This is a genomic window from Pantoea sp. SORGH_AS_0659 (assembly GCF_031453915.1).
Classification (GTDB): domain Bacteria; phylum Pseudomonadota; class Gammaproteobacteria; order Enterobacterales; family Enterobacteriaceae; genus Pantoea; species Pantoea leporis.
Genome location: NZ_JAVJAK010000001.1, coordinates 3,102,596 through 3,116,559, shown reverse-complemented (window position 1 = coordinate 3,116,559; position 13,964 = coordinate 3,102,596). Strand labels below are relative to the sequence as shown.

Genomic DNA, 13,964 nt, shown 5'->3' with positions numbered 1-13,964 from the left:
CTCATGTCCTCTGGGATAACCAAAATAAACCGCTGCCGGTAACTTACCGTGCGCAAAAGTGGAGAAAAATTATGCCATTACTCTATGTGGCGATTGGCGTAGCGTTACTGCTGTTGCTGATGATTCGTTTCAAACTGAACGGATTTATTGCGCTGATTCTGGTGGCGCTGGCCGTTGGCATGATGCAGGGCATGCCGGTCAACAAAGTTATCGTTTCGATTAAAACCGGCGTCGGCGGCACGTTGGGCAGCCTCGCGCTGATCATGGGCTTCGGCGCGATGCTGGGTAAACTGCTGGCGGATTGCGGCGGGGCGCAGCGAATCGCCACCACGTTAATCGCTAAATTTGGTGAGAAGCATATTCAGTGGGCGCTGGTATTGACCGGCTTCACCGTCGGCTTTGCGCTGTTCTACGAAGTGGGCTTTGTGCTGATGCTGCCGTTGGTGTTCAGCATCGCCGCCTCCGCGCGCGTGCCGCTGCTGTACGTGGGTGTGCCGATGGCGGCCGCGCTCTCGGTCACACACGGTTTCTTGCCACCGCATCCGGGCCCAACTGCGATCGCCACGCTGTTCAACGCCGATATGGGGAAAACGCTGCTGTACGGAACGCTGCTGGGGATTCCTACCGTTATTCTTGCCGGTCCGGTTTATGCGCGCTTCCTGAAAGGCATTGATAAGCCGATCCCGGAAGGCTTATGGAACCCGAAAACCTTTACCGAAGCGGAAATGCCTGGCTTTGGCGTCAGCGTCTGGACGGCATTGGTGCCGGTGGTGCTGATGGCGTTGCGCGCGGTGGCGGAGATGCTGCTGCCGAAAGGTCACGTGTTGTTGCCGTATGCCGAGTTCTTTGGTGACCCCATTATGGCAACCTTGATTGCCGTGCTGATCGCCATCTTCACCTTTGGTCTCAACCGTGGCCGCAGCATGGAAGACGTGATGGGCACCATCACCGATTCGATCAAGATCATCGCGATGATGCTGTTAGTGATTGGTGGTGGCGGGGCGTTCAAACAGGTGCTGGTGGACAGCGGCGTCGATAAATATATCGCCAGCATGATGCATGAAACCCATCTTTCGCCGATCTTCATGGCGTGGTCGATTGCTGCGGTGCTGCGTATTGCGCTGGGTTCCGCTACCGTGGCGGCGATTACGGCAGGCGGGATTGTCGCACCGTTGATCATCACCAGCGGCGCCAGTCCGGAACTGATGGTGATTGCGGTCGGCTCCGGCAGCGTGATTTTCTCTCACGTCAACGATCCGGGCTTCTGGCTGTTTAAGGAGTATTTCAACCTGACCATCGGCGAAACTTTCCGCTCATGGTCGGCGCTGGAAACCATCATTTCGGTATGCGGTTTGCTGGGTTGTTTACTGCTTGCCAACGTCATCTAAGCATCAAGGCTGAGGCACTGCGCCTCAGCCGCTTGCGGTTTACTGTGTTAAGGCGCGGAACGCCGCGAGTTCCTCTTGCGGCATTCCCGCTTGTAACGCCGCGTCACAGATTTGCTCCCAGCTGTTGCTGTCGAGAGGAATGCCATCGCGTTCACGTGCCACGCGGTTCTGCTCTTCCCACTCGCCGGGCACCTGAATTGGTGCTTCGCCACTTTGCGGCGACTGTTTCACCCAATCCAGGAATGATTCCGCTTCTTCCTGCATCGCAGGCGCATCAAACGCATCCGGATTCACGATGATGGTGGTCATGCAGTTGAAAATGGCATCGTGGCTGGTGACCAGCGTCTCATCATGCGTGGTGCGTCCGCCGGACAGCGCGCCGCCGAGAATTTCACACATGGTTGCCAGCGCATAGCCTTTGTGCAGACCAAACGGCATCAGTGAACCATACGGCGCCTGATGCATCACGCCCGGTTCGGTGGTCGGCTGGCCTTGATGATCAATCAGATAACCTGGCGCGACCTGCTGCTCTTTATTCCACGCCACTCGCGTTTTACCAAAGGCGATGCCGCTGGTGGCGAAATCGAGCAACAGCGGTTTGGCATTGCGGCGCGGGAAAATGGCGCAAAAAGGATTAGTGCCAAAACGACGATCGCTACCGTTAAACGGCGCGACCATCGGATCGCCCATCACGTTAACAAAGTGGAACGAGACAAAACCGGCGGCCGCACACTGTTCTGCCCAATGGCCGATGCGACCAATGTGGTGCGAATGGTGTAAACCAACCGCCGCAATACCTAACCTGGCTGCGCGCTCAATACCGAGTTGCATCGCCTCAAAGGCCGCCACCTGACCAAAACCGTTGTGCCCGTGCAGCGTCAGCACCGCGCCGGCGTCTTTTGCAATGCTGGCATGTTGGTTGAGTTGCAAAAAGCCCTGTGCCAGCGATTTCATGTAGCTCGGAATCATGCCAACGCCGTGTGAATCGTGACCCGCCAGATTCGCGGCCACCAAATGGTCGGCGACCAGGCGCGCTTCTTCGGCGCTGCTGCCAGCATGTAACCAAATGGCTTGAACAAACTGATGAAGGCGAGAAGGGGGAATAAGATGCAGAGTACTCATACGGTCAATCTCCTTATCATGAACAATCATGCATCCTGTGCCGAAACCAGTAATAACCGCAAGTCAATGATAAGAAGTAAAGGGCCACAACGTGTGGCCCAAAAACTCAGTGCGGCTGTGCAAAGCCCGCTTTAACCATCTGATCGCGCAGCGCGTGGGTAATTTCACGGTTTCCGCCAGTGATCGGATAAATGACATTGTTGACGACATCGTCAAGATAGTGCTCTTCAAATTCCTGCAGGGTGAGTTGCGTGCCACCTTCATCATTAATCGCAATACTGCCGCTGATGTGGTTGCCGTAATCCTTTGCCTTAAGGCTATAACGCCCCATGCTGGTATTAATCGTGCTCATAAGAATCTCCTTGTTACGTCGGCATTGATAACAATCGAGGCCTCTTCAGGCGCTATAAGTTTAGACTGCGGACAGGCGCTGAGTGCGGAATCAAGGAGAGGGAAAATCGCAGGCTGCGACCCGTCTCGCAGAATTCAATCGGCATTAAGCGAAACGATAGCAAAGGGTTGTGACCACTCTCGCAGCGCCCAGCGAAAGCAGAATGATCATCTATACTGGTTAGCAGACACGTTATTTTTCATACTTGAAGGAGCGAACAATGAAAATAATTCTGTGGGTTATCGCCATCATCTTCATCGTTGGGTTACTGACACTAACAGGCGTCTTTAAACTGATTTTCTGACAACAACAGGCACCTGCGGGTGCCTGAATTTTTTATTCAGCATAGGATTTTTCGCTGTCATTAAAAGACGCAATCGGCAGGATGAGATCGCCCAGCGTCAACGGTTTCTGACACTGTGCGCAGCAGGCACCATGATGATTTATTGCATCGACCTGTTTGCAGTCCGTTAAGGTGTAAAAAAATTTAGTGCAACCGCAGCGGCTACAACGAATAGTCATGTCAGTTTTTTCCCCATCTCCGTCCTGGAGTATCGAGATTTATCTTATTCGTCGGGCGAGTTCAATTGATAAATTTTATTAATTTATTCCATGCGTGAATAGTTGACACTAAGTCACTGAAAGCTATCTTATTGCTTGCCGTCATCCTCACAACATGATTGCACTTTGTGTACATCCCTCAGTAATACCTTTCCGTTTATCCGGCGTTTCAATTTCACGTTCCGCATGAGGTAAAATTCGCCGTCAACCGAGAATTAGCCTGGAGATATTAAGCCTGTTTTTTAATATCCTTTTGGCGATTACTTAGGAATGCGTCGTACAAGAATCTGAAAAATTTACCTCAGGGTAGTGCATTTTTTCAGCACGAATTAACAGGAAATTACGTTGTGAATCGGCACTTTTCTGCAGTTTTGTTAGGCTGCATTTTGACCTCATCGGTCTCATTTTCGGCATCAGCGGTAACAACTTCACAAGCCATCAAATCAGGCTGGAACACCTTTAGCGATAACGTGTCGCAAACCTGGTCGCAACCGCAGAATTATGATTTTTATCTGCCGGCGATTACCTGGCACAACCGTTGGACTTACGACGATGAACACATCGATAAATACAACGAGCGCCCGTGGGGCGCAGGTGCGGGCGTTTCGCGCTGGGATGAGAAAGGTAACTGGCACGGTTTGTACCTGATGGCGTTCAAGGACTCCTTCAACAAATGGGAGCCGATTGGCGGTTACGGTTGGGAAGCGACCTGGCGACCGCTTAGCGATCAGAACTTTCATTTGGGCGCCGGATACACGGCGGGTGTAACGGCGCGGGATAACTGGCGCTACATCCCGGTTCCGCTGATATTGCCTTTGGCATCAATTGGATATGGTCCTGCCACTTTCCAAATGACTTATATTCCCGGCACTTACAATAACGGCAACGTTTACTTTGCTTGGCTGAGATTTGAGTTTTAAGCGCTGGCGGCACGCATAAAGTGTGATCAGCATGCAAAAAATCAATATTTATCACTTTTTCATCAAATCGCACTGGACAAATGTCACCGCAATTGCTGTACTAGACGTCGACACAGTTTAGTGTCCTTTTTTCATGTAAAGGTAATATAGATGTCTAAGATCAAAGGTAACGTAAAGTGGTTTAATGAGTCGAAAGGCTTCGGTTTCATTACTCCAGAAGATGGCAGCAAAGATGTATTCGTACACTTCTCTGCAATCAACAGCAACGGTTTCAAAACTCTGGCTGAAGGTCAACGCGTTGAGTTCGAAATCACTGACGGCGCTAAAGGCCCATCAGCTGCTAACGTTATCGCACTGTAATTTAACAGTTCGAATTCTGAAAACCCGCCTTATGGCGGGTTTTTTTTATTCATTTTTAGGCTCGCCACCAAATAATCATCCAGCTCGCTAAGGCAAGCATGCTGATGCTCAGCGCCATTAACTCATCGAAAGTGCGTGGAATAAGGTTTTTCATTTCGCCTGCCTCAGAAAGAGATTTCCCTCAGCATGCCAATGCCAGATTAAGCCAGCCTTAAGCCGTTATGACATTCTCGTGACAAGGCAGATTCTGCGGCACATCTCACAGATAACTTCCGTAACATAGCCACAACAATGCTTACTTGCAGATTTTTGTCCGGCAACGCTATATAACTGCTCAGGGAAAATGAGGAGGCAGGATGAACATACGTCAGGCACAGGCAAAAGACAGTTTTGCATTGAGCGCGTTGCTAACCGAATTAGGTTATAGCGCGACGGAAGGATTTATCGATACGCGTTTGACTCAGCTTATTCATCATCCCGATGAAATGTTGTTGGTCGCGGAACACGGCAATCAGGTGCTGGGCTTCCTCTCGTTGCACTTTATTCCGCAGCTGGCATTGGCCGGCGATTTTGCCCGAATCAGCTACTTCTGTATTGCCGAAGGCGAGCGCAGCAAAGGCAGCGGGCAGCAGTTATTGAACCACGCCGAACAGCTGGCGCGGTCACGCGGTTGCGACCGTATGGAAGTGCACTGCCATTCATCGCGCCTCAAAGCCAACCAGTTCTATGCGCGTGAAGGCTATGTGGAATCACCGCGCTATCACATTAAAGCTCTGGGTTAAGATTGAGCTCGCGTCCGCTGGCTATTACGATGGCATCGGCGATGCTGTCGAGTTGTGCAACAGGCAGCAGCGCGGCGCTGACGCGAATGAACTGCCGGCTGCTAATGCTACAGCGTTCCCCGGGCAGCACGGCGATACCGCGCGCGGCTAGCGTGATCATCGCGTACTGCTCCGATTCCACCGGAATCCAAACGCTCAATCCATCGCGCTCTTCCAGCACCAGACCGCGTTTCGCCAGCGCGGCCAGTAACTGCTGGCGACGCTGCGCATAGGTGGCTTTGGCCTGCTGAATACGCTGCTGAGTCTCTTCATCATTGAGCATCCACGCCACGGCATCCTGCAAAATACGGCTGGTCCAGCTCACGCCAAAGTTGCGCCACGCTTGCAGGCGCTTCACCATTTCGGCGTTTCCTGATAACACCGCCAGCCGCAAATCCGGCCCATAAGCTTTAGAAAACGAGTGCACATGCAGCACGCGTTCGGGATAGTGGAAGCCGAGGCTAAACACCGGGTAGCGCGACAGATCGCCAATGCCGTCATCCTCGACAATGACGGTGCTGCTGTTTGCCAGCACGCGCGCCAACTCTGCACTGCGACGCTGGCTCACGCTGTTTCCGGTAGCGGAATGGGTGCGCGGTTGATAAATAAACATCGCCGGAGATTTCTGCATCAGCGTGGTCAGCGTCGAGGGAATGGGACCTTGCTCATCGCAGGGCAGCGGCAGAATTTCAGCACCGATGTTGTCTAAAATATCCAGTAATCGCGTGGCGGTAGGATCTTCGATTACCACACGGTCGCCCGGTGACAGCAACGTCTGCACGATCAGGTTCATGGCATCGAAGCCGCCATCGGTTGCCAACCAGGCTTCGGCGGGATAGGGCCAACGTGGCGCTACGGCATCCAGCAATTGCGGTGAAATCGCCTCACGCTGATAACTATTCAGTTGCGGCGATGCAATGCCCGCCAGCATCGCCCGACGCAGATCCGGCAATAACGTTGGATCCGGTGAGGCCATCGCCAGTGACGCCTGAACATTCTCGCCGTAATTGCCGATCTTCTCGAAGCGAATCGGACGCGGCATCACGCTGTTACCGCTCACCCACACGCCGCTGCGACCTTTACCCGCCAGCACTTTCTGCTTCTTCAGTTGCGCCCAGGCAGCCGAAACGGTTGCCGGGCTCACGCCTAATCGCTCAGCCAATTCCCGTACTGCCGGCATCTGCATGCCCACCGCAATCTGCCCATCGCGAATTAGCGTGGATGCCGCATGCGTGATGCCTTTCACCGAAGCATCCGTGATCTGCTGGCTGAGCCACTCCAAATCCACACTTTGCGTCATAAGAAAATCCTTTGTTCAGTAACAAATAATAGATTGTTCAGATTAGTATTCGCGATTTAGACTCAAATTCAAGCACTATTTGCTGCATAAATAATCACAGCCGCAGGGCTGGCAGAACAGACGGGGAAGGCAAAACTATGGTAACCATCAGACTGGCGGTACGTGACTGGGATTACTTCACACCGCTGGCACTTGGCGATATCAAGCCGGAAGGTTTCACGCTGGAGATCGATCGCGTTGGCACGCTGGTGGATAACCTCGCCACCAGCGATAAATACGATGCCGGTGAGGTGTCGTTTAGCCGCTTTGCTCAGGCTCGGGCAAAAGGTGACACTTCACTGTTGGGCCTGCCACACTTTCTGATGCGCGGTTTCCGTCAGCGCTGCATCATTACGCGCAGCGACAGCCCGATTACCTCGCCAGCGCAGCTGAAAGGTAAAAAAATCGGCGTCACCGGCTGGCAGGATTCGGGCAACACCTGGACGCGCACCGTGCTGCGTGAAGCGGGAGTGGAGATTGATGATGCGTACTGGTTTGCCGGGCGTTTGACTGAGGATCACCCGATTGTTGATCGTCTGGCCGGTTTTGGTCGTCCGGGGCGTATTGAACCGGCGCCAGGTGAGCGTCCACTGATCGCGTTGCTGAAAGCCGGTGAGCTGGATGCTGTCTTTACCCCTTTTATGCCGGAAGGTTTTTTCCTTGCCGATTCGGGTTTGCGCCAGCTGCAGGTGGATTTTGCTGCTGCCGAGCGCGACTACTTTAATCGCGTCGGTTATGTGCCTGGCATTCACTTACTGGCTCTGAAGCCCGCCTTAGCGGAGGCGCATCCGTGGCTGCCTCAGGCGCTGAGCGACATCATCGATCGTTCGTACCAGATGTGGATGAAGAAGCGCGAGAAATACGCCGACACTACGCCGTGGCTGCTGGACGATTTGCGGCGCACCGCGCAGGAATTACCGGCCAACTGGAATCAGAACGGATTTTCCGTTAACAAAAAGATGATTGCCGACTTTGCGAATGAGCTGTTCCAGCAAGGCCTAACCCAAACATTGCTGACGCCGGAAGCGATTTTCCCGGCTGCGGCGCAAGGAGAATAACCATGAAAGTAGCAATGGGACAATTCGCCGTTAGCCGCGAATGGCAGGAAAACACCGATATCTGCATCGGATTGATGAACCAGGCATTGGCGGGCGGTGCTGATCTGCTGGTGCTGCCGGAAGGCGTGCTGGCGCGTGATATCGCCGATCCTGATCTGGTATTGAAAGCGGCGCAGCCACTTGATGGTCCTTTCGTCACGCAGCTGCTGGCGGTTAGCAAAGGCAACAATCTGACCACCATGATGAGCGTGCACGTGCCGACAGAAGGGCAGAAGGCGCTCAATGTACTGATCGCCATTCGCAACGGCGAAATCATCGCCGAGTACGTGAAACTGCACCTTTACGATGCCTTCGCCATGCAGGAGTCGCAGCGCGTGAATCCGGGGCGCGAAATTCCGCCGCTGGTTGACGTGGCGGGCATGAAAGTCGGGTTGATGACCTGCTACGACGTGCGCTTTCCAGAGCTGGCGCGTCGCTTAGTGCTTGACGGCGCGGATGTGCTGGTGCTGCCGGCAGCGTGGGTGAAAGGCCCGCTGAAAGAGATGCACTGGGAGTTGCTGACCACCGCGCGTGCGCTGGAAAACACCTGCTACATGGTGGCGGTGGGCGAATGTGGGCCACGCAATATCGGCAACAGTCTGGTAATCGATCCGTTGGGCGTGGCGATTGCCAAAGCGCCGGAATCGGCCGCGCTGGTGTTTGCCGATCTCGATCCACAGCGCATCGCCTACGCTCGCAGCGTACTGCCGGTGCTGGAAAATCGCTGTTTTGCGCGTCCCGAACTTAAACCACTTTGATCGCTGGGGAATCTGACTGATGAAAATTCTTGCTACCGCCATCGCGCTGTCATTGGGCCTCACGGCCTGTTTCGCTCAGGCCGCCGACGTGATTCCTGCGCAAAAAGTGGATCAGGCGCTGCACGATCGTCTGCCAGCAGAGATCAAAAGCAGCGGTAAAATGATCTCGGTGAACAACGGATCTTTTCCTCCGTATGAGATCGTTAACGGTCCGCACTCAATGGACGGCGCTTCCGCCGATCTCACCGAAGCGCTGGCACAATTGCTGGGCGTGAAGATTGAACATGCCACCGTCAGCGGTTTATCGGGCGTGCTCACCGGCATTAATTCCGGCCGCTACCAGATGGCGATTGGCCCGATTGGCGATTATCCGGATCGTCAGCAGAAGGTTGATTTTATCGACTTCGTGCAGGAGTTCGTGGTGTTTGGCGTGCAGAAAGGCAATCCCTCGAAGATTAACGGTCTGGAAGATACCTGCGGTAAACGCATTGCGGTAATGGCGGCCGGTTCTGCGGAGCAGGTGATTCGCAAGCAGTCCGATGCCTGTGTCGCGGCGGGTAAACCGGCGGTGGTGGTGCAATCCTTCACCGACCAGCCATCGTCGATTTTAGCCGTGCGTTCAAAACGTTCCGATGCTTTCTTCTCCTCGCAGGCGCCGCTGACTTACTTCATCGAACAGGCCAATGGCCAGCTGGAGCTGTCGGGCAAAGGCAAGAAAAACGGCTTTGGCGACATTTTCCAGGGCACCGTGGTACCCAAGGGTTCTGAACTCGGCAACGTGGTGCTGGATGCGTACAAAGAGCTGTTCAATAACGGCACTTACGCGGCCATCATGAAGAAGTGGAAATTAGACGGCAACGTGTTGCAGCAACCGGGACGTAACCTGGCGCAAGGGGCTGCAAAATGAGTCCGGTCACCAACAATTCGCGAGCCAGGGATAAGGCCGACGTGCAGCAGCGCGATGTGGCTTTTGCCCGCAGTGCGCCCACTTATGGGCGCTGGATCTCATGGATTTTGGTGCTGGTTATTGCCGCGAACTTCCTCTGGCTGGTGGCGACCAACCCCAATTTCGAGTGGAACGTGGTGCTGCAGTGGTTCACCGAAGGTTCGGTGATGAAAGGCCTGCAGGTCACGCTCGGCTTGACGGTGGTGTCGATGATTCTCGGCACGCTGCTCGGGCTGCTGTTGGGCGTCTGGCGTCTCTCGGAAAACAAATTGCTGAGCGGCTTATCGTCGCTCTACATCTGGTTTTTCCGGGGTACGCCGCTGCTGGTACAGCTGATCTTTTGGTACAACCTGTCGACGCTGTTTCCCACCATCGCAATCACTCTTCCGTGGACGGATATCACTTTTGCCAGCTGGAACACCAACGATCTGATCACGCCACTGACCGCAGCCATTGCCGGACTGGCGCTCAATGAAGCGGCTTATATGGCCGAGATCATTCGCGCCGGCCTGCTGTCAGTGGATAACGGTCAGGTCGAAACCACCCAGGCGTTTGGCATGAGCCGCAGTCGTGCGCTGCGCCGCGTGATCATTCCACAGGCGATGCGTTCAATTATTCCGCCTACCGGCAACCAGTTGATCAGCATGATCAAAGCGACCTCGCTGGTAAGTGTGATCGCTATGGGCGATCTGTTGTACTCGGTGCAGGCCGTTTATAACCGCACCTTTGAAATTATCCCGATGCTGATGGTCGCAGTGATCTGGTATCTGCTTATCACCTCGATTCTTAACGTTGGCCAGTCCGCCATCGAGCGTTACTACGCCCGTGGCACCACCCGCACGGTGGTGAATAAACGTCGCGTTTCTGCTAACGAAGCCGCGCCTGCCGTCGCGCACCGTCTGAAGGAGGATGTATGAGTGAAGTTCAGCCACTGGTGCGTGCGCGTAATGTGCAGAAGAGTTATGGCGATAATGAAGTGCTGAAAGGCATCGATCTCGATGTGTTTCCCGGTGAAGTGGTGGTGATTCTCGGGCCATCAGGTTCGGGTAAATCCACCTTTTTACGCTGTATTAACCATCTGGAAGACATGAATGCCGGTTCGATTGTGGTCGGTGACGATCAGATCGGTTATGAACTGAAGCGCGGTATTTTGCATCGTCTGTCGGCGCGTAAAATTGCTCATCAGCGCCAGAAAATCGGCATGGTGTTTCAGCAGTTCAACCTCTATCCGCACATGACGGTGCTGCAAAACATCATTGAAGCGCCGATAGGTGTGCACAAGTTTACACGGCAGGATGCACTCAAGCATGCGCGTGAACTGCTGGCGACCGTGGGATTGAGTGACAAAGCCGACGCCTGGCCGCGTCATCTATCCGGTGGCCAGCAGCAGCGCGTGGCGATTGCGCGTGCGCTGGCGATTAAACCGGCGCTGATGCTGTTCGATGAACCCACTTCGGCACTCGATCCGGAATTAGTTGGCGAAGTGCTGGCCACCATGCGCACCTTAGCCGATCAAGGGCTAACCATGATTGTCGTGACCCATGAAATTGGTTTCGCGCGTGAGGCGGCCGATCGCGTGGTGTTTATGGATGGCGGCGTGGTAGTGGAGCAGGGTAGTCCGGAGCAGGTGATTGGTAACCCGCAACATCCGCGCACGCAGGCATTTCTCAGCCGCTTTATCTGAGCAGGCGGTCTCACTCTGTTACAGATTGCAGTTGAGGCCGTTTATAAACTGCGCGTTAATAGTCAGGTCCGTTTTTCACATTGGTTGAAAGGTAAATTATGGAAGGTATCAGTATTGCCAAACTGCTGATCATCGGTGCGCTCATCGTACTGCTTTTTGGCACCAATAAGTTACGTTCACTGGGTGGCGATCTGGGTTCCGCAATCAAAGGCTTCAAAAAAGCCATGAAAGATGATGAATCCGGCGCATCCAAAAGCAGCGCTGAAGAAGTGCCTGCTGAACGTGTCAGCCACAAAGAGTAATCTCTGCGCCTAACGTCAATAAGTGTAAATATTTATTACGTTGATAAAAAACCAGACTGTCGCCAGCCTGGTTTTTGTTTTTTGCGTCTTAGTGCCAATTGGCGTAAATGATTTCCTGCTCATCCACATCAAATATTGTTGAGCCATATAAGCCATCAAAGTCGCTCAACCCATCCTGTGTATGCCAGCCCTGCAACATATCATCAGTTAAAATTAAGGGTATCAACGATATTGTTTCTTCTTCCTCGGCTGTAATAACATCAATGAGTGCTATTTCAATTTTATCTGATTCACTCTCATCAATTGGCATAATGATTTCGCCTATTTTAGGCTTAGTCAAAAACGGATAATCAATTTTGCCACCCATTACGCCTTGCGGATTAATGGGGACTGCACTAAAAACATGTTGAGCGACAGAAATATCGGTGGGCAGTTCAAACTGCCAACGGCCTTGGCTATCAATTTCAGAGCTGCCGACCCACACATCATCAAGATAAAAGTATAACGTCGTACCAACTGGCGCATTACCGCTGAAAGACCCTTCATCCTCATTCAGATCATCAATGATGACCTCATCTTCAGTGATGACCTTTGACTTTACCTGTACTGAAAGTTGAGGTTTGGCACTCTCGCGTTCAGGTAGCGTGGTAATTTCCACAATCTCGTGGTGCATGCCGATAGCCGGTTGCCACAGTTGTGGCTGAGGAGCATTGAATTTCGCTTCCAGCAAATCAAAATTCCATTCAGGTTCAGGCTCTTCATTAATCACAGGGAGTACATTCTCCTGGGAAGTTTGAAAAGCGATGTCTTCAGCATAAGGCATGATGTGTCGCACCTCTTCGGGCATTACAGCGACAGTTTCATGACCCTTTAGTGGCAACTCTAAATGAATTTCATCGTATCGATGCTCAATACTGATAGCGGTAGCGATAAATGCATTGGCACAGGAGGCGTGAGATGAAGTATAGGGATTGGTGTTATCTATGGGCGTGGTGCGCGCTTTAAGCGCATCCAAACTCTCTCCGGATGCACTGTTAAGCCGCACATCGGGTATTTGACCTGACAAATCGGGTTCCCGGAGAAAATCGAGCCCCTTTAAGTGAGAGGATGTTTGCATTATCTGACCTTCAAAAATAAGCACTGAGAAAAGAGAAATAGGCTCTTATGGCCTCAGCGATTAAAGCGACAGATTTGAGACAGGGATTAAGACTTTTAAGGAGATATTTGCGATTGCGCCCTGGTAAGAGCGCAATCGCGAAGCATATTACTTAACTTCCAGACCTTTGGCCTGCATATCAGCATGATAAGAAGAGCGCACAAACGGGCCGCAGGCGGCATGGGTGAAGCCCATTGCCATTGCTTCTTCTTTCATTTCGTCAAACTCGGCCGGGCTAACGTAGCGCTGCACCGGCAAGTGGTGACGGCTCGGCTGCAAATACTGTCCCAGCGTCAGCATGGTGACGCCGTGGCGACGCAGATCGCGCATCACTTCAATGATTTCAGCATTGGTTTCGCCAAGGCCGACCATCAAACCCGATTTAGTCGGGATATCCGGATGCGCTTCTTTGAAACGCTCCAGCAATTTCAGTGACCAATCGTAGTTGGCGCCAGGACGGACCTGACGGTACACGCGCGGCACGTTTTCCAGATTGTGGTTAAACACATCCGGTGGCGTCGCGGTGAGGATTTCCAGCGCGCGATCCATACGACCACGGAAGTCCGGCACCAATGTTTCAATTTTGATGGTTGGGCTTTTTTCGCGAATCGCGCTGATGCAGTCAGCAAAGTGCTGGGCACCGCCGTCGCGCAGGTCATCACGGTCCACAGAAGTGATGACCACATAACGCAGCGCCATATCGGCAATGGTTTGTGCCAGTTTCAGCGGTTCGTTAGCATCAGGCATATTCGGACGGCCGTGCGCCACGTCGCAGAATGGGCAGCGACGGGTACAGATCGCGCCAAGGATCATAAAGGTCGCGGTACCGTGGTTGAAACACTCTGCGAGGTTAGGGCAGGAGGCTTCTTCACACACCGAGTGCAGACCGTTTTTACGCATCGCGGCCTTGATGCCCTGAATGCGGCTGGAGTCCGCAGGCAGTTTGATCTTCATCCATTCCGGCTTACGCAGAATTTCTTCACGCTCAACCATCACGGTTTTCACCGGGATCAGCGCCATTTTGTCGGCATCGCGATACTTGACGCCACGTTCCATCTGAATTGGTTTACTCATAAATCTGCAGGTTCCGGTCGGGATTGCGATTTGAAAGCTTCCTCA

The 13,964-nt window shown here is 53.1% G+C and carries 15 protein-coding genes; 10 read left to right on the top strand and 5 right to left on the bottom strand.

Features of this window, described 5'->3' with window-relative positions:
* Window positions 1-71 precede the first annotated feature (71 nt).
* Window positions 72-1,388: a gluconate transporter gene (gntT, locus tag Q3H59_RS14740; protein ID WP_309835552.1), complete on the top strand. Its 1,317-nt coding sequence runs from the start codon at window positions 72-74 to the stop codon at window positions 1,386-1,388.
* 39 nt (window positions 1,389-1,427) lie between these two features.
* Here the strand turns inward: gntT and Q3H59_RS14735 are convergent, their stop codons facing one another.
* Window positions 1,428-2,510: a malate/lactate/ureidoglycolate dehydrogenase gene (locus Q3H59_RS14735; RefSeq protein ID WP_210081530.1), complete on the bottom strand. Its 1,083-nt coding sequence runs from the start codon at window positions 2,508-2,510 to the stop codon at window positions 1,428-1,430.
* A 106-nt stretch (window positions 2,511-2,616) separates the two neighbouring features.
* Window positions 2,617-2,862 carry a hypothetical protein gene (locus Q3H59_RS14730; protein ID WP_309835550.1) on the bottom strand — a complete coding sequence of 82 codons (246 nt, stop codon included), beginning with the start codon at window positions 2,860-2,862 and terminating at the stop codon, window positions 2,617-2,619.
* Window positions 2,863-3,809: 947 nt separating this feature from the next.
* On the opposite strand from Q3H59_RS14730, the gene pagP reads away from it, so the two are divergent.
* The 3 genes from pagP (at window position 3,810) to Q3H59_RS14715 (ending at window position 5,524) form a co-directional block, all read left to right on the top strand.
* Window positions 3,810-4,382 carry a lipid IV(A) palmitoyltransferase PagP gene (pagP, locus tag Q3H59_RS14725; protein WP_101763264.1) on the top strand — a complete coding sequence of 191 codons (573 nt, stop codon included), beginning with the start codon at window positions 3,810-3,812 and terminating at the stop codon, window positions 4,380-4,382.
* 150 nt (window positions 4,383-4,532) lie between these two features.
* Window positions 4,533-4,742, top strand: coding sequence for a transcription antiterminator/RNA stability regulator CspE (cspE, locus tag Q3H59_RS14720; RefSeq protein WP_007890714.1), 210 nt, complete (start codon window positions 4,533-4,535; stop codon window positions 4,740-4,742).
* Window positions 4,743-5,098: 356 nt separating this feature from the next.
* Entirely contained in the window at window positions 5,099-5,524 is a 426-nt protein-coding gene (locus tag Q3H59_RS14715) for a GNAT family N-acetyltransferase (protein WP_309835548.1), read from the top strand.
* On the opposite strand, the gene Q3H59_RS14710 is transcribed toward Q3H59_RS14715, so the two are convergent.
* The gene (locus Q3H59_RS14710; protein WP_309835545.1) at window positions 5,508-6,863 is read right to left on the bottom strand and encodes an aminotransferase class I/II-fold pyridoxal phosphate-dependent enzyme; all 1,356 of its coding nucleotides are present in this window, start codon (window positions 6,861-6,863) and stop codon (window positions 5,508-5,510) included. The two genes, Q3H59_RS14715 and Q3H59_RS14710, sit on opposite strands and share 17 nt — an antisense overlap.
* Before the next feature lie 137 nt (window positions 6,864-7,000).
* Here Q3H59_RS14710 and Q3H59_RS14705 point away from each other — a divergent pair, with 137 nt between their 5' ends.
* The 6 genes from Q3H59_RS14705 (at window position 7,001) to tatE (ending at window position 11,689) form a co-directional block, all read left to right on the top strand.
* On the top strand, window positions 7,001-7,960 hold the full coding sequence (locus Q3H59_RS14705) for an ABC transporter substrate-binding protein (protein WP_101763261.1): 960 nt from the start codon (window positions 7,001-7,003) through the stop codon (window positions 7,958-7,960).
* A gap of 2 nt (window positions 7,961-7,962) precedes the next feature.
* Window positions 7,963-8,757: a deaminated glutathione amidase gene (locus Q3H59_RS14700; RefSeq protein WP_008103707.1), complete on the top strand. Its 795-nt coding sequence runs from the start codon at window positions 7,963-7,965 to the stop codon at window positions 8,755-8,757.
* A 19-nt stretch (window positions 8,758-8,776) separates the two neighbouring features.
* The gene (locus Q3H59_RS14695; RefSeq protein WP_110865710.1) at window positions 8,777-9,664 is read left to right on the top strand and encodes an ABC transporter substrate-binding protein; all 888 of its coding nucleotides are present in this window, start codon (window positions 8,777-8,779) and stop codon (window positions 9,662-9,664) included.
* Window positions 9,661-10,620, top strand: a complete 960-nt coding sequence (locus tag Q3H59_RS14690) for an amino acid ABC transporter permease (protein ID WP_309835541.1) — start codon at window positions 9,661-9,663, stop codon at window positions 10,618-10,620. The genes Q3H59_RS14695 and Q3H59_RS14690 overlap by 4 nt, the downstream gene beginning before the upstream one ends.
* A complete protein-coding gene (locus Q3H59_RS14685) occupies window positions 10,617-11,387 on the top strand; it encodes an amino acid ABC transporter ATP-binding protein (RefSeq protein WP_101763257.1) in 771 nt (256 codons plus the stop codon). Before Q3H59_RS14690 ends, Q3H59_RS14685 begins: the two co-directional genes overlap by 4 nt.
* Before the next feature lie 98 nt (window positions 11,388-11,485).
* Window positions 11,486-11,689, top strand: coding sequence for a twin-arginine translocase subunit TatE (gene tatE, locus Q3H59_RS14680; protein WP_064740541.1), 204 nt, complete (start codon window positions 11,486-11,488; stop codon window positions 11,687-11,689).
* A gap of 88 nt (window positions 11,690-11,777) precedes the next feature.
* Here the strand turns inward: tatE and Q3H59_RS14675 are convergent, their stop codons facing one another.
* Window positions 11,778-12,806: a hypothetical protein gene (locus Q3H59_RS14675; RefSeq protein WP_309835538.1), complete on the bottom strand. Its 1,029-nt coding sequence runs from the start codon at window positions 12,804-12,806 to the stop codon at window positions 11,778-11,780.
* Between the two features lie 147 nt (window positions 12,807-12,953).
* Window positions 12,954-13,919 (bottom strand): lipoyl synthase, encoded by a 966-nt coding sequence (lipA, locus tag Q3H59_RS14670; protein WP_101763255.1) that lies wholly within the window; start codon window positions 13,917-13,919, stop codon window positions 12,954-12,956.
* Window positions 13,920-13,964 lie beyond the last annotated feature (45 nt).

What these genes read in the sequence shown, in the direction of transcription:
- Q3H59_RS14715 (WP_309835548.1), top strand. Translation starts at nt 5,099, where the DNA reads ATGAACATACGTCAGGCACAGGCAAAAGACAGTTTTGCATTGAGCGCG.
- cspE (WP_007890714.1), top strand. Translation starts at nt 4,533, where the DNA reads ATGTCTAAGATCAAAGGTAACGTAAAGTGGTTTAATGAGTCGAAAGGC.
- Q3H59_RS14730 (WP_309835550.1), bottom strand. Translation starts at nt 2,862, where the DNA reads ATGAGCACGATTAATACCAGCATGGGGCGTTATAGCCTTAAGGCAAAG.
- Q3H59_RS14700 (WP_008103707.1), top strand. Translation starts at nt 7,963, where the DNA reads ATGAAAGTAGCAATGGGACAATTCGCCGTTAGCCGCGAATGGCAGGAA.
- Q3H59_RS14685 (WP_101763257.1), top strand. Translation starts at nt 10,617, where the DNA reads ATGAGTGAAGTTCAGCCACTGGTGCGTGCGCGTAATGTGCAGAAGAGT.
- tatE (WP_064740541.1), top strand. Translation starts at nt 11,486, where the DNA reads ATGGAAGGTATCAGTATTGCCAAACTGCTGATCATCGGTGCGCTCATC.
- Q3H59_RS14710 (WP_309835545.1), bottom strand. Translation starts at nt 6,863, where the DNA reads ATGACGCAAAGTGTGGATTTGGAGTGGCTCAGCCAGCAGATCACGGAT.
- Q3H59_RS14705 (WP_101763261.1), top strand. Translation starts at nt 7,001, where the DNA reads ATGGTAACCATCAGACTGGCGGTACGTGACTGGGATTACTTCACACCG.
- gntT (WP_309835552.1), top strand. Translation starts at nt 72, where the DNA reads ATGCCATTACTCTATGTGGCGATTGGCGTAGCGTTACTGCTGTTGCTG.
- Q3H59_RS14675 (WP_309835538.1), bottom strand. Translation starts at nt 12,806, where the DNA reads ATGCAAACATCCTCTCACTTAAAGGGGCTCGATTTTCTCCGGGAACCC.
- lipA (WP_101763255.1), bottom strand. Translation starts at nt 13,919, where the DNA reads ATGAGTAAACCAATTCAGATGGAACGTGGCGTCAAGTATCGCGATGCC.
- Q3H59_RS14690 (WP_309835541.1), top strand. Translation starts at nt 9,661, where the DNA reads ATGAGTCCGGTCACCAACAATTCGCGAGCCAGGGATAAGGCCGACGTG.
- Q3H59_RS14735 (WP_210081530.1), bottom strand. Translation starts at nt 2,510, where the DNA reads ATGAGTACTCTGCATCTTATTCCCCCTTCTCGCCTTCATCAGTTTGTT.
- Q3H59_RS14695 (WP_110865710.1), top strand. Translation starts at nt 8,777, where the DNA reads ATGAAAATTCTTGCTACCGCCATCGCGCTGTCATTGGGCCTCACGGCC.